The organism is Nocardia flavorosea NBRC 108225 (assembly GCF_001613385.1).
GTDB classification, from domain to species: Bacteria; Actinomycetota; Actinomycetes; order Mycobacteriales; family Mycobacteriaceae; genus Nocardia; species Nocardia flavorosea.
The window spans coordinates 54,729-75,221 of sequence record NZ_BDCG01000010.1 but is presented as its reverse complement, the minus strand read 5'-3'; the positions used below and the strand labels follow the sequence as shown (position 1 = coordinate 75,221).

The window sequence follows — 20,493 nt, the reverse complement described above, 5'->3', positions numbered from 1 at the left end:
CCGGTGGTTCCGACGTGTTCAGGGGCCGTGGCGCGGAGCAGAGGCCCGGTATGTCTCAGTCGAGGTAATCCCGCAGGACCTGGGAGCGGCTGGGATGACGCAGCTTGCTCATGGTCTTGGATTCGATCTGCCGGATGCGTTCACGGGTGACCCCGTACACCTGGCCGATCTCGTCGAGGGTCCGCGGCTGGCCGTCGGTGAGACCGAACCGCAGCCGGACCACACCCGCCTCGCGTTCGGACAGGGTTTCCAGCACCGACTGCAGCTGATCCTGTAGCAGGGTGAAGCTGACCGCGTCCACCGCGACCACGGCCTCGGAATCCTCGATGAAATCACCGAGCTGGCTGTCGCCCTCGTCGCCGATGGTCTGATCCAGCGAAATGGGTTCCCGGGCGTACTGCTGGATCTCCAGCACCTTCTCCGGGGTGATATCCATTTCCTTGGCCAGTTCCTCCGGGGTGGGTTCGCGACCCAGATCCTGGAGCAGCTCGCGCTGGATACGGCCCAGCTTGTTGATGACCTCGACCATATGCACCGGGATACGGATGGTGCGGGCCTGATCGGCCATGGCGCGGGTGATGGCCTGCCTGATCCACCAGGTGGCGTACGTGGAGAACTTGTAGCCCTTGGTGTAGTCGAACTTCTCCACCGCGCGGATGAGACCCAGGTTGCCTTCCTGGATCAGGTCCAGGAAGGCCATACCGCGGCCGGTGTAGCGCTTCGCGAGCGATACCACCAAACGCAGGTTCGCCTCGAGGAGATGGTTCTTGGCGCGGTTGCCGTCGCGGATGATCCAATTGAAATCGCGGCGGATCGCGACCGGCGGCTTCTCCCCGGCCTCGGTGAACTCGCGCATCTTCTCGGCCGCGTAGAGGCCGGCCTCGATCCGCTTCGCGAGTTCGACCTCCTCCTCGGCGTTGAGTAGTGCGACCTTACCGATCTGCTTGAGGTAGGCGCGTACCGAATCCGCGGATGCGGTGAGTTCGGCATCCTTGCGGGCCTGGCGCAGCGCCTCGGATTCTTCCTCGTCCCAGACGAAATCACCGGAGGCCTTATCGGCCGCGGTGGGTTCGGCGGTCTCGGCCTCGGGTTCCTCACCGGCGACCTCGGCCACCAGTTCGTCGCCCTCGTCGGTGAGGTCGTCCTCGGAGACCTCGAGATCTCCGAGATCGGCCACATCGAGCGATTCGTCGTCCGGCTGCTCCTCACCCGGGCCGGGCGCGCCTGCGCTACCGGCCTTCTTCGCAGGGGCCTTCTTGGCCGCGCCCTTCTTGGCGGCCGCCTTTTTCGCGGGAGCCTTCTTGGCGGCGGCTTTCTTGGCCGGGGCCTTTTTGGCCACGGCCTTGCGGGCCGGGCGTGCCGCGGGAACTTCCGGGGCCTCGGCGTCGGCCGATTCGGCTGTCTGACGGGTATTCGTGGCTACCACGTACGCCCTTTCGTGACGGTCTCGTGCGGCGTCACGCCAGAGTAGTATTCCGGCGGAGCGGTCTGTCGGGTTTACCGGCTAAAACGCCGGTCGGGTGTCCGGCTCACCGCCGGGGTCCTTCCATTGTAACGATCGACCAGTGTGCCCTTGCCTGTGCGGCGGACATCTTCAGGGGGTGATTCCGGCATCGACAGCCATGGCCGCGCCTACGATACCCGCTGTGTTGCGCAGATCGGCGGGCACCACCCGGGTGCGGTTGGTGAGCAGGGGAATCCACTGGTCGGCGTCGCGGCTTATCCCACCGCCGGCGACGAAAACCGCCGGCCAGAAGAGGTCTTCCAGCCCGCGCAGCACGGTGCTGACCCGGGTCGCCCACTCCGGGTAGCTCAGATCTTCGCGTTCCTTCACCGAGGCCGCGGCCCGGTGTTCGGTTTCCATGCCGCCGATCTCGAGATGGCCGAGTTCGGTGTTCGGCACGAGGGTTCCGTTGTTGAGCAGTGCCGACCCGATTCCGGTGCCGAAGGTCAGCAGCAGGACCAGGCCGTCGATATCGCGGGCGGCACCGAAACGGTCCTCGGCCAGCCCCGCGGCATCGGCATCGTTGAGGACCGTGACCTCCCGGCCGCCGAGGGCGTCGGAGAACAAGGTCCGGGCATCGGTACCGATCCAGGATTTGTCGACATTGGCGGCGGTGTGAGCGATGCCGTCGAGGACGACACACGGCAGCGTCAGCCCCACCGGTCCGTCCCAGTCCGCCTGCGCGATGAGTTGCGCCACGGCCGTGGCGACCGCGTCCGGAGTGGACGGTTGCGGGGTGGCGGTCTTGATGCGTTCGTGCCGGAGTTCCCCGGTTTCGAGGTCGACCGCGGCGCCCTTGACGCCGCTGCCGCCGATATCGATCCCGAACGCGTGCCGTCGAGCGGACATGCGGGTTTCCCTCGTTCCCTGTGCTGGCTGCTGCCGTTCGGCGCCGGGGGGACGCGCGAGTACCCGAACGGCGCTGATCCGCCACTCGGCCCCGCGCTCGCCGCCCCCGTACCGACTCGGGCCGGTGTGGTGTGCACGACAAGAGTAATGTGCGCGCCCGGATGCCCGGCCTGCAGGATCTGTGCTGCGATGGTGAGCGTGCCGGAATCGACTTGGTCTCTGACCGCTGCCACCGAACCCGCTCCCGCCGACGCCGCGTTGCTGCGCCGGATCGCGACCCATCTCGCCGGTATCGCGGCCGCCCATGTCCGGGCACGCCGGCCCGAGGTATTCGGGCCCACCGGCATGTCGGATGCCGCCGTCCGCACCAAGAGCACTCCGACCGACCCGGTGACCGTCGTCGATATCGAAACCGAACAGCTGATCCGCGACGAACTGGCCCGGCTGCGCCCCGGCGATCACATCCTCGGTGAGGAAGGCGGTGGCGATCTGGCCGCGGCCGGTGACGACGACGTGGTCTGGGTGGTCGACCCGATCGACGGCACGGTCAACTTCCTGTACGGGATCCCTGCGTACGCGGTTTCCGTGGCCGCCGTACGCGCCGGCCGCCCGGTGGCCGGCGCGGTGGCCGATATTGCCGCCTCGACGGTGTACGCCGCCGGATCGGGCCTCGGAGCCGACCGGATCGGCCCGGGCGGAAACACGACCGCATTGCGCTGTAATCCGGTGCGCTCGGCGCGGCTGGCGCTGGTAGCCACCGGCTTCGGCTACGGCGTGGCACGGCGGACCCGGCAGGCTGCCTACGTCGCCGAACTGCTGCCCCATGTGCGTGATATCCGTCGCATCGGTGCGGCCGCGCTGGATCTGTGCATGGTCGCCGAGGGGCGGGTCGACGCCCATTACGAGCACGGGCTCAACCCGTGGGACTGGGCGGCCGGTGGGCTGATCGCCGCCGAGGCCGGAGCGGTGCTGCGCTTACCGCCGTTGGCGACGGCGGGTTCCGCGGGGGCGCTGGTGGTGGCCGCCGCGCCCGGGATCAGCGACGAACTGTTCGCATTGCTGGACCGGCTGGCGCTGTCCGCGCCGATTCCGGACCTCTGAGCGCGTTCAGCAGCGTGCGGTCCGGGCCGCCTCGAGCATCTCGGGGTCGATTTCCGGGCTCTCGCCGCTCACTGGGTTCTTCAGTGAGCGCAGCACTTCTTCGGCGTCGTTGTTGGGTTGCAGATCACCGCCGAATACGGAGCCCAGGACCAGGTCGACGCTGGTGTCGGCGCGCTTGTCCTCGATGAGTTCGGCACAGGGCACGGCCAGCTGGACGGCGGCCGCGACCGGACGCCCGCTCTCGCCGAACCGGATCTGCCCGGTGCATTCGAGATCACCGTTGGCGTATATCGGATCGTTACCGTACGGGTCGCCGGACACGCTGCGGAAGCCGAGATCGCCGAGTTGTGCCGCCACGTGCGCGGCCTGCCCGCGCTGGCCGTTCGCGTTGAGGACGCGCACCTTCGTCTCCGCCATCGGAGCGGGTTCCACATCGGCCAGCGAGTCCGCGCTCAGCCGCTGCCCGGGCAACGGCTGCGGGGCCGCCTTGGGATCGGTTGCCGGACTCGGCGAATTACAGGCCATCGGTGTGTAGTCGTCGTCCTTGGTGGTCAGCGCACTGGTCCACAGAGCTGCGCAGATCAGCGTGAGCACAACGACCAGAATGAGCCAGGGGCGCATCCGCCGGCGCGGGTAGGGACGGCCTTTGGCATCCGTCGAACTGCCTTCGGTGATCAGTGAAACCACGTCGATACTGTACGTACCCGAGTCCGGGGCCCACGCATTACCCGGTCGTCGGCGGGCGTGCCGGGCCGGCGCCTCTCACGCGGCCGTGACCCCGGCGTATCGATTGCCCGGCGGTTTCGACACAGCTGGGTTTCGATTGCGACAATTTCCGCACGGTCCGCTATTGTCTGCCCGCCCAGACCGAAACATCGGTGAGTAAATCGGCGATCGGTCGCGGGAACAACCAGGGCAACTCACGCGTTGTCCGGACGCTATCGGCGGTGTGTCCACGGATTCACCCTGATAGGAGACCGGTACGCATGTGAAGTGCACCACCGGCGGGGCGGCTGCCGCGGTCGAAACCGATGGCGTACGCCGATCCGGATATACGGAGTAAGGACGAGGGGAAGACGACATGGCAACCGACTATGACGCACCGAGGCGCACCGAAACCGACGATGTTTCGGAGGATTCGCTCGAGGAGCTGAAGGCGCGTCGCAACGAAGCCCAGTCCGCCGTCGTGGATGTCGACGAATCCGATACCGCGGAGTCGTTCGAGCTCCCCGGCGCGGACCTGTCCGAGGAAGTGCTGACAGTTCGGGTGGTTCCGAAACAGGCGGACGAGTTCACCTGTTCGAGCTGTTTCCTGGTGCATCACCGCAGCCGCCTGGCCAGTGAGGCCGGCGGTCAGCTGATCTGCATGGATTGCGCGGCCTGACGGCGGCGCGAGGTCATTCCGCGCTCGGAATTCCGAGCGCGGTCAGCACCTCTTCGGGTCGGCGCGTACTGACCAGCCAGTACGGCGTCGGGTCGTCCGGATCGTCGAGCACCAGCAGCACCATGGTGCCGATCCACGGGCGATGCTGGACATAGGCGGCCGGGTCGAGCTGGCGGCCCAGGGCGGCGGTCTTGGCGCTGCGGGGCACCACCGTCGCGCGGGACACGAAAGAGACCGGCAGGTGCGCACGGTCGACGCGCAGTTCCGGTGTTCCGCTGCTGTCGGCGGCAACCTCGACCCGATGCCGGCTGAACCAGAGCAGAACCCAGACCGGGATCGGGAGCAGCAGCACATACGGCAGCCAGGCCCGCAGGCCGGGCGCTCCCATATGGACTTCCGCGGCGAGCAGGGCGGCGAGTGCGAAGCCCACCGGCCACCACCACAGCGGTACCCAGAGGCGTTCGCGATGGACAGGTGGCGCCGGCCGTGCCGGGTGGCCGGTTTCGGTGAGTCGAGGCTGGTCGGACACGACTCAACACTAAGCGACATGCCCGCCGACTCTGCGCGTAGGCTGGTCGGACGTGAACGCACTCTCACCGATACCACTGCTCCGGCTGGATCCGGGGATTCCCATGCCCGGTCGCGCCCATGACGGCGATGCGGGCGTGGACCTGTGCACCGCCGAGGATGTCGTCCTGGAGCCGGGAGAGCGGGTGCTGGTCGGCACCGGTATCGCGATCGCGCTTCCGGTGGGCACGGTCGGGCTCATTCATCCCCGGTCCGGCCTGGCCGCCAAAACAGGCCTGTCCGTGGTGAACACACCGGGAACGATCGACGCCGGATACCGCGGCGAGATCAAGGTGTGCCTGATCAACCACGATCCACGGACACCCATCGAATTGCGCCGGGGCGACCGGATCGCGCAGTTGCTGGTGCAACGCGTGGAACTGGTCGATTTCGTGGCGGTGGACCGGCTCGACGATTCCGTGCGCGGTGCGGGTGGGTACGGGTCCAGCGGGGGACACGCGAGTTTGATCCCGAACGGTGCCGACGGCGCCCAGGGCAAGGAGGCCTGACATGTTCGGACGACGGAAATCGGGCGGACGCAGATCCGAGGACGAACGGTACGACACCGGCGAATACCGCACCGGCGAATACCGCACCGGCGAGTACCAGGGCGAGTACGACGAGTACGACGACGGCGGATATCACCGCGCCGCCGACGATCGGTACCCCGGTGACCACGACGACAGCTACGACGACGGGTACGGCGGCGCCGCCTACAGCGACGCCTACGACGCCGCGATCGACGATCCCGATACCGAGCCGCACCGGCGCGGTCCCTACGACTACGACGATGTCGCCGAGGTGCTGGCGGAATTCACCGATACCCGGCTCGATCTCGGGTCGGTGATCCTGCCGGTGCCGCCGGGCGGGCAGCTGCAGGTCGAGATGACCCCGCAGGGCACTCCGCAGGCTGTGCATCTGGCCACCGAACACGGACGGATCACGGTCGCGGCCTATGCCGCACCCAAGTCCAAGGGGCAGTGGCGCACGGTGGCGGCCGACCTCGCGGAATCGCTGCGCAAGGACGGCGCCCGGGTTTCGGTGGAGAAGGGGCCGTGGGGCCGTGAACTGGTTGCCGTTACCGAGGGGGCCGATCTGCGGTTCATCGGTGTGGACGGCTATCGATGGATGATCCGCCTGGTGGCGGCCGGTCCGTCGGGGTCCACGGCGGTCGGCAGCCCGCTGGTGGCCGCGGCCCGGGCAGTGCTCAGCGAAACGATCATCCGCCGCGGCACCGATGCGCTCCCGGTGCGGGAACCGCTGCCGGTGGTGCTCCCGCAACAGCTCGCCGAGCAGCTCACCGCAGCCCATCAGCAGCAGCAACAGCAGCAGGCTCAGCAGGCCCAGCAGGCTGCTGCCGTGCAGCAGACCGCCCCGCGGCCGGCGCAGACCGGTTCGGTGCTACCTCCGCAGCAGCCACCGCAGCCGCGCCGGGGGGCCGAGGGTTCGGCGATGCAGCAGCTCGGCCGCGGCTGACGACCTCGTCCTCCGCCGTCCGGTCGAAGGGGCCGCGTTCGGTCAGCGGGCGTACCGCAGGCCGAGCCGGCCCACCACCGCGGGGTCGGCGCCGAGCTCGTCGAGGGTGACCTCGGTGATCACCGAGCGTGGCGCGCGGCGTGCCCATTCCCGGCCGACGGCGACCGGATGCACCGGATCGTCCGCGGCGGCGATCACCGCCAGCGGGACCGCCAAAGTGTCCAGCAGCACCGTCTCCGGCCATTTGTACTGGGCGGCTTCTTCCAATGCGTCCGGGAGTCCGGGCCACTGTGAGCGCCAGGAACGGGTGAGTGCGTCGGCGAGCCAGCGCGGGCTGCTCGCCCGCATCCGAGTGACGACCGGTTCGAGACCCTCCGCGCGTAATTGTGCGGCGGTGACCGAGGCGCTGAGAGCAGCGGGGCAATGCGCCGTATCGGGGCCGGTCCAGGCCGGCAGTGCGGCGATAACGCCCGACACATCCCCGGCCGCACGGCGGCCCGCCCATTCCAGCGCTACCGCCGCCCCCAGGGAGATGCCCGCGGCCAGGACCGGGCCACGGGCGGCAGCGGTATCCAGGGCGGCGAGGTAGCCGGCGATCACCGCGCCCGGTTCGGGATCGACTGCTATCAGCTCGAGCCCGCGTGCAGTGCAGGCGGGCGCGAAGGCGCGACGGGCGAAATGCGCATCGGAGCCGGTGCCGGGGAGCGCGACCACGACTGCCGGACGTGGGGAATCGAACACCGGACCGAGCGTAGCGGTGCCGCCGGTACCCATCTACAGTGGCGGGTACGGCCACAGCCGGGCCGTAGCAGAGAATCTCGGATGACGTGCGACCCACGCCGTCCGCGCACAGGAGAGCAAGCGATGTCTTCCTCGGCCGGAAGAAAGGCGGGCGCCAAGTCCGCTACCGGATATTTTCGCAGGCTCGGCCGCAGGTTGACCGAGGATCTCGATCAGCTCGACGCCGAGGAGCTGGCGGAGTCGGCGGACGCTTCGGGCGCCTGCCGGGTCTCGGAGTGCCGGCGTGGCGAGGAGGCGACGATGCTGGGCAGATTGCGCAGCGTCGATTCGTGTCCGCAGGCCACCGGGGCGAATGTGCAGGCGGAGTTCTACGACGGTACCGATGCCATCACACTGGTGTGGATCGGGCGGCGCCGGATACCCGGTATCGAATCGGGCCGGCGCATCATGGTGCGCGGCCGTATCGGAGAACGCGAGGGCCGCAAGGTGATCTACAACCCCTACTACGAATTGCGCGGAAACAGCTGACGCATGGCATCGAGCGACGAGTACGCCACCACGCCGCTACCGCGGACCATCCCCGCACCGGAACCGTCCGCGGACGATGGACCGGATGAGGAGCGGGCCGGGCCCGCGCAGCAGACTTTGCTCGAACAGCTGGGCGGTTTCGCCGGGCTGATCTACTCCACCTTGCCGGTGCTGGTGTTCGTTCCGATGAACGCGTTGCTCGGCCTCACCGTGGCGATCTGGGCGGCACTGGGTGTGGCGGGTGCCGTGCTGGTCTGGCGGCTGGTACGCCGGGAGCCGATCCAACCGGCTATCTCCGGGTTCCTGGGCGTCGGGATCTGCGCGTTGATCGCCTGGCGGGTGGGGGAGGCCAAGGGGTTCTTCCTGTTCGGCATCTACACCAGCCTCGTCTACGGGTCCGCGTTCCTGATCTCGATATTGGTCCGCAGGCCACTCGTCGGCGTGGTGTGGGGCGTACTCAACGGCCACGGCGTCGCCTGGCGCAGCGATTCCCGCGTGGTACGGCTCTACGATGTGGCGACCGCCGCCTGGGTGCTCGTTTTCGGCGCCCGCTATCTGGTGCAGCACCATCTGTACGCGGCCGACAGCACGGGCTGGCTCGCCGCCGCCCGGATCGCGATGGGGTGGCCGCTCACCGCGCTCGCCCTCGTAGTGACCGTCTGGGCGGTACGCCGGGCCGGTCATCTTCCGGCCTCCTCGGCTCGGCACGCCGCCTGACCCGAAAATTCGCGGCACGCACCCGAATCGCCAGGGTGGCGGATGACCCACCCTTTGGTGTCTATCCCGACAGCGCCGTTCAACGGACGATCGTTGGAGAAGACGATCTGCCGAGAGGACTGGCGAATGCGTACCGAGCAGCACACGATCACACGTCCGGAGCGGGGGCGTGAGCATCCGGTGCGGTCACAGAGCCGCCTGGTTTCCGCCGAACTCGACCTCCTGGTCGAACCCGCGGCAGGCGGTGACCGCCGCGCGGTGGCCGAGATCCTGCGGCTGGTGCAACCACTGGTACAGCGTTACTGCCGTACCCGGCTGGGAAACCCGGCACATCTGCATGTGACGGCCGACGATGTAACGCAGGAAGTCCTCATGGCCACCGTCGCCGCGATCCCCCGCTACCGGGACCAGGGAAAATCGTTCCTTGCCTTCGTCTACGGAATCGCGGCGAACAAGGTGTCCGACGCCTTTCGCGGTGCACAGGTCCACCCGGTCTACCCCGTGGCGGAAATTCCCGATCTGGCTTCGACGGCGGCGGGTCCGGAGGAGTGGGCGCTGGCGGCCGAACGGGGCGCGGTGGCCCGCGAACTCATGCAGCAGCTGAATCCGGTGCACCAGAAGGTACTGGTGATGCGGATCGTGCTCGGCTTGAGTGCGGCCGAAACCGCGGCAGAACTGGGCACCAGCGCCGGGGTGGTCCGGGTCCTGCAGTACCGCGCCCTGAACAAGCTGCGGGCCCGGGCCGAGCGGCCCGTTGCCGCCTGACTGTCATTGTGGAGCCGCTCTCGGACCCGAGCTGCTGGGTGGGCCATCATGAAGGCGCGGGATGTCATTGTGGAGACGCTCCGCGTCTCGAGGGCGGGATCCTATCAACCCGGTTCTTCACTCCCGCCGGTCGGTCGCTGCGCTCTCTCCCTCGCTCCAGAACCGGGCGGGCCCTGCCCATGAGTGACCGGGGATGGTGGTCAGTATTCGGCGTCCTGCGAGGGGGTCAACTCCGCCGCGCCGGCCGGTGTTTCGGCGGTGCCGATCGGTGCCAGTACCGAGCGCAGTTCCTCCTCGGCCTCGGCAGAGGCGACGAACAGCAGTTCGTCGTCGCCTTCGAAGGGATCGTCGGGCTGCGGCACGATCACCCGCCCGCCGCGAAGGATGGTGACGAGGGCCGAATCACGCGGCAGGCGCAGGCTGCGAACCGGTTTGCCGGCCAGGGTGGTATCGGGCGGCAGGGTGAGTTCGACGAGGTTCGCCTGACCTTGCCGCAGAGTCATCAACCGGACCAGATCGCCCACCGTGACCGCTTCCTCCACCAGCGATGCCAGCAGCCGTGGGGTCGAAACCGCGACATCGACCCCCCACGCCTCGTCGAAGAGCCACTCGTTGCGGGGATCGTTGACCCGCGCCACCACCCGGCGTACCCCGAACTCGGTTTTGGCCAGCAGGCTGTGCACCAGGTTGGCCTTGTCGTCGCCGGTGGCGGCGATGACGACCTCGTAGTCCTGTAGGCCCGCGTCCTCGAGCAGTTGCAGTTCGCAGGCGTCGGCGTGCACCCAGACCGCGTCGCGCACCGAATCCCGGTCGATATGGTCGAGCTGGCGTTCGAGCAGCATGACAGTGTGCCCCGACCGCAGCAGTTCGCGCGCGATGGAGCGGCCGACGGCCCCGGCTCCGGCAATGGCCACCTTCATGATCAGTCCTTGTTCGCTGGGGGTTTCGCGGCCAGCGCGACCGCTTCACCGGCGGAACCGGAGGTCGCGGCCACGTACACGGTGTCGTCGGCCTGGACGACGGTTTTGGCGTCGGGCAGGACGCCCTGCCCGAAGCGGATGATGAACGCGACCCGGGCGCCGGTGGCACTCTCCAGATCACGCACAGTGCGCCCGTACCAGTCCTCGTGCAGGACCAGTTGGGCCACGGCGACCGTACCGGTGGGGTCGCGCCAGGTGGTGGTGCCCGCATCGCCCAGCAGGTTGTGCAGGAAACGATCGGTGGTCCAGGGCACGGTCGCGATGGTCGGGATGCCGAGCCGCTCGTAGACGGCAGCGCGTTTGGCGTCGTAGATCCGTGCCACCACGCGGTCGATACCGAACATCTCGCGCGCCACCCGGGCGGAGATGATGTTGGAGTTGTCGCCGGAGGAGACCGCTGCGAACGCGCCGGCTCGTTCGATACCCGCCCGGCGCAGCACATCGCGATCGAAACCGACCCCGGTGACCCGTTCGCCCGGGAAATCGTCGCCCAGTCGCCGGAACGCCTCCGGATTCCGGTCGATCACGGCGACCTCATGCCCTATCCGGACCAGAGCACGGGCCAGTGAGGCCCCCACCCGTCCGCATCCCATGATCACCACGTACACCGTGAATCCCGCTCCTGACTCCGTACTGCCGACGGCCGCGCCCGATCGTGCGGCACAGCCCCGCGGCCGGTGTTCCCGCGTAGCCACGCGGTTGCCGCGAAACGAACCGTACTCGCCGGTTCGCGCCCTCTGCCAGATTCCCCCTGCCGAACCCGGGCAAACCGGTAATCCGGTAATGCCTGGCGGCGACGGGCGGTGCGGGGGCTTATGCTCCGTCCAGTGTCGAAGTTGACGACCGCCACCAAACGCTTGGTGCTGGGGCGGCCATTCCGTAGTGACGCCCTGGGTCACACCCTGCTGCCGAAACGAATCGCGCTGCCGGTATTCGCCTCGGACGCGATGTCCTCGGTCGCCTATGCGCCCGAGGAGATCTTCCTCGTTCTGTCGGTATCCGGACTCGCCGGTTATGCCTACGCCCCGTGGCTCGGACTCGCCGTCGCGGTCGTGATGATCATCGTGGTAGCCAGCTATCGGCAGAACGTGCACGCCTATCCGTCCGGCGGCGGCGACTTCGAGGTCGTCACCACCAATCTCGGTCCCACTGCGGGCTTGGCGGTCGGCAGCGCGCTGCTGGTGGACTATGTGCTGACGGTCGCGGTCTCGATATCCTCGGCTGCCTCCACCATCGGATCGGCCATCCCGTTCGTGGCCACCCACAAAGTGTTGTTCGCGGTGGCCGCCATCGCCCTGCTCACCGCGATGAACCTGCGCGGAGTGCGCGAATCCGGGCGGACGTTCGCACTGCTGTCGTACGCGTTCCTGATCGGTATGTTCGCGATGCTCGGCTGGGGCCTGGTTCGCATCTTCGTCCTCGGCGACGAAGTGCGAGCCGAATCGGCCGCGTTCGAACTGCGGGCCGAGGAAGAGTATCTGGCGGGCGTGGCGCTGGTGTTCATGCTCGCCCGCGCCTTTTCCTCTGGGAGTGCCGCACTGACCGGTGTCGAGGCGATCAGCAACGGCGTCCCGGCATTCCGCAAACCGAAATCGCGTAATGCCGCGACTACGCTGCTGATGCTCGGCGGTATCTCCATAGCCTTGTTTCTCGGCATCATCGTGCTCGCCCGCGAAGCGCATGTGGTTTTCGCCGAGAACACGGCGCATCTGATCGGTGCCCCGGCGGACTACCAGCAGAAAACGCTGGTCACGCAGATCGCGCACGCGGTGTTCGACACATTCACGCCCGGTTTCTACTTCGTGGCGGTGGTGACGGCGGTGATCCTGGTTCTGGCGGCCAATACCGCCTACAACGGGTTCCCGGTGCTCGGCTCGGTCCTGGCCCAGGCCCGGTTCCTGCCCCGGCAGCTGCACACCCGCGGCGACCGGCTGGCCTTCAGCAACGGCATCCTGTTCCTGGCGGTGGGGGCGATCGGGTTCGTGGTGGCGTTCGACGCGGAAGTCACCAAACTCATCCAGCTCTACATCATCGGCGTGTTCGTTTCGTTCACCCTGAGCCAGACCGGCATGCTGCGGCATTGGACCCGGTTGCTGCGCCGGGAAACCGATCCGGCGCAGCGGTCGCGGATGCGGCGGTCGCGGGCCATCAACGCGCTCGGGCTGGTGGCCACCGGTGCGGTGCTCGTAGTGGTGCTGGTCACGAAGTTCTTCGCCGGCGCCTGGATCGCGATCGTGACGATGGCAGTGATCTTCGTGGTGATGAAGATGATCCACCACCACTACGATTCGGTGGCCCGCGAACTCGAGGAACACGAATGGGATGGGGTTCTGCCCAGCCGGACCCATTCGATCGTGCTGGTGTCGCGGCTGCATCTGCCGACCCGGCGCGCGCTGGCCTATGCCCGTGCCGGCCGCCCGGACACGCTCGAGGCGATCACGGTGAACGTCGACGAGGAGGATACCCGCGCACTCGTGCGGGACTGGGAGAACAGCGATACCCCGGTACCGTTGAAAGTCGTGGAGTCGCCTTACCGCGAGATCACCAAACCCGTTCTCGACTACGTGAAACGAGTACGCAAGGACGCGCCTCGCGATGTGGTGACGGTGTTCATCCCCGAATACGTCGTCGGTCACTGGTGGGAGCAGGTGCTGCACAACCAGAGCGCGCTGCGGCTGAAGGGCCGTCTGCTGTTCGAACCGGGAGTGATGGTGACCAGCGTGCCGTGGCAGCTGAGTTCCTCGGCGCGGGCGCGTGCGGGGGGCGAGCATGCGGCGCCGGGGTCGGTGCGCCGCGGGTACGGCGACAATGGGTGAGTTCGCGGCGAGTGCCCGGGCAGACAGCATTCAACGCGGACAGGGAGAAACGGTTCGATGAGTTCCTGGCGCGATCGCATGCTCGAGGTGCGGCTGGGCCCGCCCGGGCACGGCGGGTTCTGTGTGGCCCGGTACGAGGGGCGAGTGGTGTTCGTCCGGCACGGCCTGCCGGACGAACTGGTCGCGGCGCGGGTCACCGAGGATCGGGGCGGAGCGTTCTGCCGAGCCGATGCGGTGGACATCCTGGAGCCCTCACCGGACCGGGTGCCGCGAACCTGCCCGGTATCGGGCCCGGGCGGCGCGGGGTGTTGTGATTTCGCGCATGCGACTCCGTCCGCGCAGCGGGCGTTGAAGTCGATGGTCGTCGCGGAACAACTGCGCCGGATCGCCGGGATGGAACGGGAACCGGTGGTCGAGCCGATTCCCGGACCGCCCGATTCGGCCGGTGGCTGGCGAACCCGGATCCGGCTCGTGGTGGACGCCGCCGGGAGGGCGGGCGTGCACCGGTACCGGAGTGCCGATGTGCTCCCGGACCTGCGATGTCCGCAACCGGTTCCCGCCGCGCTCGACGGGATCGCCGGGCGACGCTGGACACCCGGCGCGGATCTGGTGGTTGCGGTCGACGACGAAGGGCATCGGCATATCGTCGAGCTCGCCCCGGCGCCGCAGCCGGGAGAGTTTCGCGGTGCGGTCCCGCGGGACGCTCGCCGCGGCCCGGGGGACCGGCGGCGGAGTGCACCGCGGAAACCCGAACGCCGGGCGGGGCCCGGCGAATCGCTGCCCGACACCCCGAACGGGCAGCGGCGTCGCGCCGTGGCCCGTCGCGCCGCCGCGCATACCGCGCGCGACGAATGGGTGGCCGAGGGCACCGGCCGTGCCGTCCAGTACGTGGCGGGCCGCCGCTGGGACGTCTCGGCCGCCGGTTTCTGGCAGGCGCACCGCGGCGCCGCCGAACGCTATTCCGACCTCGTCGCCGAATGGGCCGATCCGGCACCGGGAGCGACCGCCTGGGACCTCTACAGCGGTGTGGGCGTGTTCGCGGCTCGGCTGGCGGCGCAGACCGGGTCCGCAGGCACGGTGTACGCGGTCGAATCCGCGCCCGGGGCGGTCGCCGACGGCAACGATGCGCTCGGCGACCTACCGTGGCTGACCTTGCAGACCGGCCGGGTCGAGCGGTGGGTCGCGGACCGCTCGGAGTCGAGGCCGCAGGTGGTTGTGCTCGATCCGCCGCGTGCCGGGGCCGGTAAACCGGTGATCTCCGCGGTGACCGCGGCCGCGCCGGATCGCATCGTGCATATCGGCTGCGATCCAGCGTCCTTCGCCCGCGATCTCCGGTTGTACCTGGACGCCGGTTACCGGCTCGGCGCGCTGCGCGCCTTCGATGCGTTCCCCGCGACCCACCACGTGGAATGCCTCGCGTTGCTGGAACGCTGAGAGGCGAGCCGAGGACCGGGACGGCATACCGGATGTCGTGGCCGGAGGTATGCCGGCAGGGTGCAGCCGCGGCCCCGGTCCGGGAGCGCCGGCCCACGCTCCGGAGCAGCCGACGGCCGGGTAACGAAGGATCTCGGTCGGTGCGACCCGAGTTGCCATCTGGGTGGGCGCGCCGGTACCGGGCCCGCCGGACGTCATCCGGATACTATCTGTCGCGCTTTCCGGCATTACTGCACGTTCGTCGCCGGCGCCGGGCGCACCGAGACCGCTCGGGCGGGCAGCCGGCATGGGGATGTGCGCGTATTGCGGCCAGGGGCCGGTCATCCTCAGCAGTTCGGTGAGTACCCGGCGCTGCCGCGCGGTATCCCGGGTCGGGGTGCTGTTGTCGGCCTCCCTCGGCTCCGACGCCAGGCAAGACCGCGGAACGATCCGCCGGCCCGTCCGCCGCCGACCAGCGAACTCCACGCCCTCGAGCGCGGGTACACGGCGATGGTGCGCGTGGCTGTGGGCCGGCACCGGCGCCCGCAGGAGGCGCGGCCCCCCTCTTCCTGGAGGTTCGCTCGCAGGAGTGACCCCGTGGCGGGAAAGTCGCCGTACCCGGGAATTCCGCAGGCCGGGGCAACCGATATCAGCCCAGCTGCCAGGTGACTCGTAGGACCGTGGAGATCTCCTGTTCCCCGGGTTCCACCGGAACCGAGGACTGGCTCGTCGCGGCGACCATGCGCACGGCACCGGACTCCTGCGGTGCGCGGGGCGCCGGGGCCGTGGTGTCCTCGGTGATCTCGAGCACCGGCCCCAGGTCGCGGGCCGCCCGGCGTGCGTAATGGCGGGCGCGGTCCAGCGCATCATCCCAGGCTGCATCCCGGGCACGCGTCAGGAGCCGGGTTCGATCGGCGAAGGCGTGCTGCAGGCCGCCCAGTCGCGCGTCGTCACCGCCGGCAGCCACGGCGTGTGCGATAACGCCTGCGGGATCGGTGCCCGTCGTACCGGATCCGGGCTGACTCAGGGTGATGCGCAGGCCGCCGGTGGCGATATATCCCGTGATCCTGGATACACCGTCCTGCCAGGCGATATCCGAACGGACCGATAGCACTCCGGTGGCGATATCGCGGCCGGGTACCTCGTCCTCGCGTAGCGCGGTGGTGATGGCAGTCAGCCGTCGGCCGGCCTGTTCGTAGGCCAGGCCCACGGTGCTCGCGCGGCATTCCACCCCGATACCGACGACGATCAGATCCGGTACCGCATGTACCGTGCCCTGCCCGAATACGGTGACGGTTCCGGTCTGCGGATGGTCCATCCGGCCTCCTCGTATCGGGTCTGGGTCCTCGTGCGGCGCGGCGCGGCCACAAGTGCACGCGGTTCGCGCGGCATACGTCGTTCACCTTAGGCTGGACGGATACGCCGGACCGCGGATCCGGCCCGGTGCGGCGGTGCGCAGCCTTCGTCGTCGGGTGAGTACAGTACTCGGCCGCGGCTCCTAGACTGGTCGGATCAACTGCGCTATCCGGAGGGAGCGAATCAGGTGGGAGTGCTTTCCCGGGTCGATACGCCCGAAGACGTGCGTCGGCTGTCGGTACCGCAACTGCGGGAGCTGGCGGCCGAGATCCGTGAGTTCCTGGTACACAAGGTCGCCGTCACCGGCGGGCATCTGGGCCCGAACCTCGGGGTGGTGGAACTCACGCTCGCACTGCACCGGGTGTTCGATTCGCCCGCCGACCCGTTGATCTTCGACACCGGCCACCAGGCCTATGTGCACAAGATCGTGACCGGCCGCAAGGACGGCTTCGATACCCTCCGCCGTAAGGACGGGTTGTCGGGTTACCCGAGTCGCGCGGAGAGCGAACACGACTGGGTCGAGTCTTCCCATGCGTCGGCCTCGCTGTCCTACGCCGACGGCCTGGCCAAGGCGTTCGCGCTCACCGGGCAGGACCGTCATGTGGTCGCGGTGGTCGGCGACGGGGCGCTCACCGGAGGCATGTGCTGGGAGGCGCTGAACAATATCGCCGGTGCGCCGGACCGGCCGGTGGTGATCGTGGTCAACGACAACGGCCGGTCCTATGCGCCGACCATCGGCGGATTGGCCGAACGGCTGACCGCGTTGCGTACTCAGCCGGTGTACGAACATATGCTCGACACGGGTCGTCGTTTCCTGAAAAGCATCCCGGGCGTGGGGGATTCCGCGTATTCGATGGTGCATGCGGTGAAAGCCGGGATCAAGGACGCGGTGAGCCCGCAGGAGCTGTTCGGCGATCTCGGAATCAAGTATGTGGGCCCGGTGGACGGCCACGATATCGTCGCGCTGGAATCGGCGCTGCGCCATGCCAAGGAATTCGGCGGCCCCGTGGTGGTGCACGCCGTCACCCAGAAGGGGCACGGGTACGAACCGGCCGAGAACCATGTGGCCGATCAGATGCATGCTTGCGGCCCCATCGATCCGCTTACCGGCGAAGCGGTGAGCAAGGGTGGGGCGGCCAGCTGGACGTCGGTGTTCTCCAAGGAACTCATCGCGCACGCCGAACGCCGCGAGGATATCGTCGCGATCACCGCGGCCATGCCCGGCCCGACCGGCCTGTCCGCGTTCGGGGAACGCTTCCCGGATCGCCTCTTCGATGTGGGTATCGCCGAACAGCACGCACTTGCCTCGGCATCGGGGCTCGCGCTGGGCGGCCTGCATCCGGTGGTGGCGATCTATTCGACCTTCCTCAACCGCGCCTTCGATCAGTTGCTGATGGATGTGGCGCTGTTGAAACAACCGGTCACCCTGGTCCTGGACCGCGCCGGTATCACCGGCGCGGACGGTGCCAGCCACAACGGCATGTGGGACCTGTCGCTGCTGGGCATCGTGCCGGGAATGCGGGTGGCCGCACCCCGGGACGCCGCCACCCTGGCCGAGGAACTGACCGAGGCCCTCGCGGTCGACGACAGCCCCACCGCCCTGCGGTTCCCCAAGGACAGCGTCGGCGCCGATATCCGGGCCGTGGAACGTCTCGACGGGGTGGACGTGCTGTGGCTGCCGGACCGTGAGGGGCCTTCGGCGCGGGCCCAGCGTGGTGATGTGTTGTTCGTGGCGGTCGGCTCGCTCGTACCGGCCGCGTTGCAGGCGGCCGAACTGCTGGAGGCCGAGCAGATCAGTGCGACGGTGATCGACCCCCGCTGGGTGCTGCCGGTCTCGGACACCATCGTGAAACTCGCGGAGAACTATCGGCTGGTGGTGACCCTGGAGGACGGCGGTCTGCACGGTGGGATCGGTTCGACCGTATCGGCCCGCCTGCGTGGTGCCGGACTCGATGTACCGGCCCGGGATATCGGTATTCCCCAGGAATTCCTGGACCACGGCAGTATCGCCCAAGTACGTCAGGACCTGGGGTTGACGGCCCCCGATATCGCGCGCCGCGTCGCCGGCTGGCTGAACGCCGGCTGACAGCGGTTCACTGCGCCGGGGCCTCCGTGAGGGCCCCGGCGAGCGCGGCCGCCGTGAGTTCGCGCTGCCACGGCCGGGCGCCGTGCGATTTCAGGAAACCGTCGATCGTCGTGGCGACCTCGCGCGCCGACTCCGGTCCGAGCCGGTAATCGGGCAGTCCGTCCCAGCACAGGCGTCGCACCAGATCGGGTGCGAGCAGATTCTCGACCGGTACCGTGACTCGTTCCGAGATCTCTGTCATCGCCGCCCGGGCGCGGGTGAGCCGGGCGGCCGCGGCGGGGTCGCGGCGTTCCCAGCGGTTGACCGGCGGCGGGCCCTCATAGGGCTGACTCATCCGTGGCAGTTCCTCGTCGGAGAGGGCGCGGGCCCGTTCCACCGCCCCCAGCCACTCGCGTGAGTAGCGGCGCTGCCGCGGCCCACCGAACACCGGTAACTCGCGCAGTTGCCCGATGCTCTTCGGGTCCGCGTTCGCGGCGGCGATGATGGCCGAATCCGGGAGGATCCGCGACGGCGCGATATCGCGCCCGCGTGCCAAGGTGTCCCGGGTGGTCCAGAGTTCCCGGACGATCGCGAGCTGGCGGGCCCGGCGCAGGGTGTGGATTCCGGAGGTGCGCCGCCAGCGGTCCGGTTTGGGCGCCGCGGGTTCGGCGAGCCGGATATGCTCGAATTCCTGTGCTGCCCAGTCGGTTTTTCCCTGGTCGGCGAGGTCGGCGGCCACCGCTTCGTGGAGTTCGGGCAGTAGTTCGACATCCAGAGCGGCATAGTTCAGCCACGCTTCCGGCAGCGGCCGGGTCGACCAGTCCGCGGCCCCGTGTCCCTTACGCAGGGCCCGGCCGAGCAACTGCTCGACCATGGCGGCCAGACCGACGCGCGGAAATCCGGCCAGCCGCCCACCCAGTTCGGTATCGAACAGTTTCGCCGGTCGCAGCCCGAGTTCGGCCAGACCGGGCAGGTCCTGATCGGCGGAATGCAGAATCCACTCCAGGCCGTTGATCGCCTCGGCCAGCGGCTCCAGCGCCTCGGTGACCGGAATCGGGTCGATGAGGACGGTACCCGCCCCGGCGCGGCGCAGCTGGATCAGATAGGCACGGGACGAATAGCGGAAACCCGAGGCCCGTTCGGCGTCGACGGCCAGCGGTCCGGTGCCGGCGGCCAGGCGTGCCGCCGCCGCGGCGACCTCGCCGGGGGTCGCGCAGACCGGGGGGATCCCGTCGGCCGGGGCCAGCAGGGGTACCGCGGCGGGTGGTTCGGGCAGCCCACTCTCCGATATAGAACCTGCCTGTGTGCTGTCCACCCCCGGCCCGGGCGCCGATGACGGCGCGGCGCCACCGTCCGGGTGGCCACCGGACAGGTGTTCGGGCTCCTCTACTACCGGCATAAAGGGCCACTCTACGTGGCCGAGGCTACGGCCGATATTCAACCACGGTCGGTGTTGGTGGACTCCGACGGCCGTAGATCGGTGATACCCGCAGGTGGCAGACCTGCCGCATAGGCCAGTACTTCACCGAAAGCCTCTACGTGCGGAGCCATCTCGGTGGTCCGGGCGGTCCACGACGCGCGCAGTTCCAGCTGATGTGCCCGGGGTGGTCCGGCGATATCGCCGTAGCGCACCGAACTGGTCGAGGTCACCGTTCCGCCGAGCGCGGTGAACGGTTCGTCGTGGGATTCCAGGGCATCCACCAGCCAGCTCCACGCAACCTCCGGCAGCAGCGGATCGGCTGCCAGGGCGCCGTCGATATCGGCCTGGATATAGGCGACGAGCCGGAACACTCCGTGCCAGGCCTCGTCGCCGTTCGGGTCGTGTAGCAGAATCAGCCGGCCGAACGCATCACCCTCCGAATCGATGGGTACCACCGGCGAGTCCTCATGGATCACCTCGGCGCCGAGTGCGTAGGAATACGGGGCGAGACGCTGCGGCGGCCGGATCGGGGACAATTCGATCCGCGGATGTAGGGACGCGGCGCCCATCGCCGAAACGGCAGCGCGAAACGATGCGGGTTCGTCGCCGGGCCCATCGTTCGGTGCGCCGTCGCGGATATCGAGCGGTGTCACGGGAGTGACGGTAGACCTGTAGTAGCCGGGGCGTGCGGAGGCGCGCCGGGCGACCGTTGTTGCTGGGTGTTCGTGCCCCTTCGTGGTAAAAACCGCGCAACTGTCCTGTTGGTCATCCGGCCACGGGACGGGTCCGGCGTCGGGAGTGGTCCGGGCTT

20 protein-coding genes are annotated in these 20,493 nt (G+C 68.7%); 10 read left to right on the top strand and 10 right to left on the bottom strand.

Annotation, left to right across the window (positions count from 1 at the left end):
- Positions 1-55 precede the first annotated feature (55 nt).
- On the bottom strand, positions 56-1,426 hold the full coding sequence (locus NFL01S_RS11615) for an RNA polymerase sigma factor (RefSeq protein WP_062974327.1): 1,371 nt from the start codon (positions 1,424-1,426) through the stop codon (positions 56-58).
- A 168-nt stretch (positions 1,427-1,594) separates the two neighbouring features.
- A complete protein-coding gene (gene ppgK, locus NFL01S_RS11610; RefSeq protein WP_062974325.1) occupies positions 1,595-2,353 on the bottom strand; it encodes a polyphosphate--glucose phosphotransferase in 759 nt (252 codons plus the stop codon).
- Positions 2,354-2,542: 189 nt separating this feature from the next.
- Here ppgK and NFL01S_RS11605 point away from each other — a divergent pair, with 189 nt between their 5' ends.
- Positions 2,543-3,454, top strand: coding sequence for an inositol monophosphatase family protein (locus NFL01S_RS11605; protein ID WP_062974323.1), 912 nt, complete (start codon positions 2,543-2,545; stop codon positions 3,452-3,454).
- A 6-nt stretch (positions 3,455-3,460) separates the two neighbouring features.
- Here the strand turns inward: NFL01S_RS11605 and cei are convergent, their stop codons facing one another.
- A complete protein-coding gene (gene cei, locus NFL01S_RS11600; protein WP_062974321.1) occupies positions 3,461-4,141 on the bottom strand; it encodes an envelope integrity protein Cei in 681 nt (226 codons plus the stop codon).
- A gap of 394 nt (positions 4,142-4,535) precedes the next feature.
- Here cei and NFL01S_RS11595 point away from each other — a divergent pair, with 394 nt between their 5' ends.
- Positions 4,536-4,838, top strand: coding sequence for a DUF4193 domain-containing protein (locus NFL01S_RS11595; RefSeq protein ID WP_062974319.1), 303 nt, complete (start codon positions 4,536-4,538; stop codon positions 4,836-4,838).
- 13 nt (positions 4,839-4,851) lie between these two features.
- Here NFL01S_RS11595 and NFL01S_RS11590 read toward each other — a convergent pair whose 3' ends face one another.
- The gene (locus NFL01S_RS11590; protein WP_062974317.1) at positions 4,852-5,367 is read right to left on the bottom strand and encodes a DUF3093 domain-containing protein; all 516 of its coding nucleotides are present in this window, start codon (positions 5,365-5,367) and stop codon (positions 4,852-4,854) included.
- Between the two features lie 52 nt (positions 5,368-5,419).
- On the opposite strand from NFL01S_RS11590, the gene dut reads away from it, so the two are divergent.
- A complete protein-coding gene (gene dut / locus NFL01S_RS11585; protein WP_084492602.1) occupies positions 5,420-5,914 on the top strand; it encodes a dUTP diphosphatase in 495 nt (164 codons plus the stop codon).
- Position 5,915: 1 nt separating this feature from the next.
- The gene (locus NFL01S_RS11580) at positions 5,916-6,881 is read left to right on the top strand and encodes a DUF3710 domain-containing protein (RefSeq protein WP_062974315.1); all 966 of its coding nucleotides are present in this window, start codon (positions 5,916-5,918) and stop codon (positions 6,879-6,881) included.
- A 42-nt stretch (positions 6,882-6,923) separates the two neighbouring features.
- On the opposite strand, the gene NFL01S_RS11575 is transcribed toward NFL01S_RS11580, so the two are convergent.
- Complete coding sequence (locus tag NFL01S_RS11575) at positions 6,924-7,655, bottom strand: alpha/beta fold hydrolase (protein WP_062974313.1); 732 nt, start codon at positions 7,653-7,655, stop codon at positions 6,924-6,926.
- Between the two features lie 90 nt (positions 7,656-7,745).
- On the opposite strand from NFL01S_RS11575, the gene NFL01S_RS11570 reads away from it, so the two are divergent.
- The 3 genes from NFL01S_RS11570 (at position 7,746) to shbA (ending at position 9,632) form a co-directional block, all read left to right on the top strand.
- On the top strand, positions 7,746-8,150 hold the full coding sequence (locus tag NFL01S_RS11570; RefSeq protein WP_062974311.1) for an OB-fold nucleic acid binding domain-containing protein: 405 nt from the start codon (positions 7,746-7,748) through the stop codon (positions 8,148-8,150).
- Positions 8,151-8,153: 3 nt separating this feature from the next.
- Complete coding sequence (locus NFL01S_RS11565) at positions 8,154-8,867, top strand: DUF3159 domain-containing protein (RefSeq protein ID WP_063915919.1); 714 nt, start codon at positions 8,154-8,156, stop codon at positions 8,865-8,867.
- 126 nt (positions 8,868-8,993) lie between these two features.
- The gene (gene shbA, locus NFL01S_RS11560; RefSeq protein WP_062974309.1) at positions 8,994-9,632 is read left to right on the top strand and encodes an RNA polymerase sigma factor ShbA; all 639 of its coding nucleotides are present in this window, start codon (positions 8,994-8,996) and stop codon (positions 9,630-9,632) included.
- A 200-nt stretch (positions 9,633-9,832) separates the two neighbouring features.
- Here shbA and NFL01S_RS11555 read toward each other — a convergent pair whose 3' ends face one another.
- Together NFL01S_RS11555 and NFL01S_RS11550 are read right to left on the bottom strand one after the other, a co-directional pair.
- Positions 9,833-10,552: a potassium channel family protein gene (locus NFL01S_RS11555; protein WP_062974307.1), complete on the bottom strand. Its 720-nt coding sequence runs from the start codon at positions 10,550-10,552 to the stop codon at positions 9,833-9,835.
- 2 nt (positions 10,553-10,554) lie between these two features.
- The gene (locus NFL01S_RS11550; RefSeq protein ID WP_062974305.1) at positions 10,555-11,220 is read right to left on the bottom strand and encodes a potassium channel family protein; all 666 of its coding nucleotides are present in this window, start codon (positions 11,218-11,220) and stop codon (positions 10,555-10,557) included.
- Positions 11,221-11,439: 219 nt separating this feature from the next.
- Between NFL01S_RS11550 and NFL01S_RS11545 the strand changes: the two genes are divergently transcribed.
- Positions 11,440-13,428, top strand: coding sequence for an APC family permease (locus tag NFL01S_RS11545; protein WP_062974589.1), 1,989 nt, complete (start codon positions 11,440-11,442; stop codon positions 13,426-13,428).
- A gap of 57 nt (positions 13,429-13,485) precedes the next feature.
- The gene (locus NFL01S_RS11540; protein ID WP_062974304.1) at positions 13,486-14,862 is read left to right on the top strand and encodes a class I SAM-dependent RNA methyltransferase; all 1,377 of its coding nucleotides are present in this window, start codon (positions 13,486-13,488) and stop codon (positions 14,860-14,862) included.
- A gap of 628 nt (positions 14,863-15,490) precedes the next feature.
- On the opposite strand, the gene NFL01S_RS11535 is transcribed toward NFL01S_RS11540, so the two are convergent.
- The gene (locus tag NFL01S_RS11535; RefSeq protein ID WP_062974303.1) at positions 15,491-16,159 is read right to left on the bottom strand and encodes an SIMPL domain-containing protein; all 669 of its coding nucleotides are present in this window, start codon (positions 16,157-16,159) and stop codon (positions 15,491-15,493) included.
- 225 nt (positions 16,160-16,384) lie between these two features.
- On the opposite strand from NFL01S_RS11535, the gene dxs reads away from it, so the two are divergent.
- Positions 16,385-18,283 carry a 1-deoxy-D-xylulose-5-phosphate synthase gene (dxs, locus tag NFL01S_RS11530; RefSeq protein ID WP_062974301.1) on the top strand — a complete coding sequence of 633 codons (1,899 nt, stop codon included), beginning with the start codon at positions 16,385-16,387 and terminating at the stop codon, positions 18,281-18,283.
- Positions 18,284-18,290: 7 nt separating this feature from the next.
- On the opposite strand, the gene NFL01S_RS11525 is transcribed toward dxs, so the two are convergent.
- Positions 18,291-19,661 carry a ribonuclease D gene (locus NFL01S_RS11525; RefSeq protein WP_084492601.1) on the bottom strand — a complete coding sequence of 457 codons (1,371 nt, stop codon included), beginning with the start codon at positions 19,659-19,661 and terminating at the stop codon, positions 18,291-18,293.
- 38 nt (positions 19,662-19,699) lie between these two features.
- Complete coding sequence (locus NFL01S_RS11520; RefSeq protein ID WP_084492600.1) at positions 19,700-20,335, bottom strand: DUF3000 domain-containing protein; 636 nt, start codon at positions 20,333-20,335, stop codon at positions 19,700-19,702.
- Between the last annotated feature and the right edge of the window lie 158 nt (positions 20,336-20,493).